The sequence below is a fragment of the Xanthomonas sp. SHU 308 genome (assembly GCF_000364645.1).
GTDB classification, from domain to species: Bacteria; Pseudomonadota; Gammaproteobacteria; order Xanthomonadales; family Xanthomonadaceae; genus Xanthomonas_A; species Xanthomonas_A sontii.
The window spans coordinates 1-1,640 of sequence record NZ_AQOK01000808.1 but is presented as its reverse complement, the minus strand read 5'-3'; the positions used below and the strand labels follow the sequence as shown (position 1 = coordinate 1,640).

Genomic DNA, 1,640 nt, shown 5'->3' with positions numbered 1-1,640 from the left:
CCACCAGCCGCTGCTGCCGCCGCACGTGCCGCCCGCGGCGCTGCCGCCGGTGGCCGACACCGCGGCGCCCGCCCCCGACTCCGCCGCTTCCCAGGAGACCCCGTGATGGCCGGCTTCGCCACCCTCACCTCGCGCAGCGTGGTGCTGCGCCAGACCAACATCGACACCGACCAGATCATCCCGGCGCGGTTCCTGTCCACCACCGAACGCGCCGGCCTCGGCCGCCACGCCTTCAACGACTGGCGCTGGCAGGCCGACGGCACGCCGAACCCGGAGTTCGCCTTCAACCAGGCGCACAACGCCGGCCGCCAGATCCTGCTGGCCGGGCGCAACTTCGGCTGCGGCTCCTCGCGCGAGCATGCGCCGTGGGCGCTGACCGACCTGGGCCTGCGCGCCATCGTCAGCAGCGAGATCGCCGACATCTTCCGCAACAACAGCCTCAAGAACGGCCTGCTGCCGATCGTGCTGGCCGAGGACGACGTGCAGACGCTGATGCAGCGCCCGGACGACGAACTGACCGTGGACGTGGCCGCGCGCGAGCTGCGCACGCCCGACGGCCGCGTCTACGCCTTCCCGCTCGATGCGTTCTCGCAGACCTGCCTGCTCGAAGGCGTGGACGAGATGGGTTACCTATTGCTGCGCCAACCCGACATCGAACGCTACGAGGCCACCCATGCACGCTGACATCGTCGTCCTGCCCGGCGACGGCATCGGTCCGGAAGTCGCCGCCGCCGCGGTCGCGGTGCTGCGCGCCGTCGCCGCACGCCACGGCCACGACTTCCAGTTCCACGAACACGACATCGGCGGCATCGCCATCGACCGCCACGGCGAGCCGCTGCCGGCGGCGACGCTGACCGCCTGCCAGGGCGCCGACGCGGTGCTGCTGGGCGCGGTCGGCGGACCGAAGTGGTCCGACCCCAACGCCAAGGTGCGCCCCGAACAGGGCCTGCTGGCGATCCGCCGCGGCCTGGGCCTGTTCGCCAACCTGCGCCCGGTCAAGCCGCACAAGGCGGCGCTGGACGCCTCGCCGATCAAGCCGCACCTGCTGCAGGGCGTGGACATCGTGGTGGTGCGCGAACTGACCGGCGGCATCTACTTCGGCGACAAGACCCGCAGCGCCAGCGACGCCAGCGACCTGTGCCGCTATACCGTCGCGGAGATCGAACGGGTGCTGCGCAGTGCGTTCCGCCTGGCCCGGCAGCGCCGCAACCACGTGGTCTCGGTGGACAAGGCCAACGTGCTGGAAACCTCGCGGCTGTGGCGCGACGTCGCCGCACGCATCGGCCGCGAGGAATTCCCGGACGTGCGCCTGGAACACCAACTGGTCGATTCGATGGCCATGCACCTGCTGGCCAAGCCGCGCGAGTACGACGTGATCGTCACCGAGAACATGTTCGGCGACATCCTCACCGACGAAGCCTCGATGCTGGCCGGCTCGCTGGGCCTGCTGCCGTCGGCCTCGCTGGGCGACGGCCGCATCGGCCTGTACGAGCCGATCCACGGGTCGGCGCCGGACATCGCCGGCAAGGGCATCGCCAACCCCTACGCGACCATCCTCAGCGCGGCGCTGCTGCTGCGCCACTCGCTGGGCCTGGAAGCCGAGGCGGCGGCGATCGAGCAGGCGGTGGATGCCGCGCTCG

At 71.5% G+C, this 1,640-nt stretch carries 2 protein-coding genes; both read left to right on the top strand.

All coding sequences use genetic code 11. The features are described 5' to 3' along the window. The first annotated feature begins 105 nt into the window (after positions 1-105). The gene (gene leuD, locus D588_RS0121290) at positions 106-684 is read left to right on the top strand and encodes a 3-isopropylmalate dehydratase small subunit (protein WP_017914017.1); all 579 of its coding nucleotides are present in this window, start codon (positions 106-108) and stop codon (positions 682-684) included. Beyond that, positions 674-1,640: 3-isopropylmalate dehydrogenase (leuB, locus tag D588_RS0121285; protein ID WP_017917439.1), on the top strand; the 967-nt coding region annotated here is incomplete at its 3' end. The genes leuD and leuB, both read left to right, overlap by 11 nt.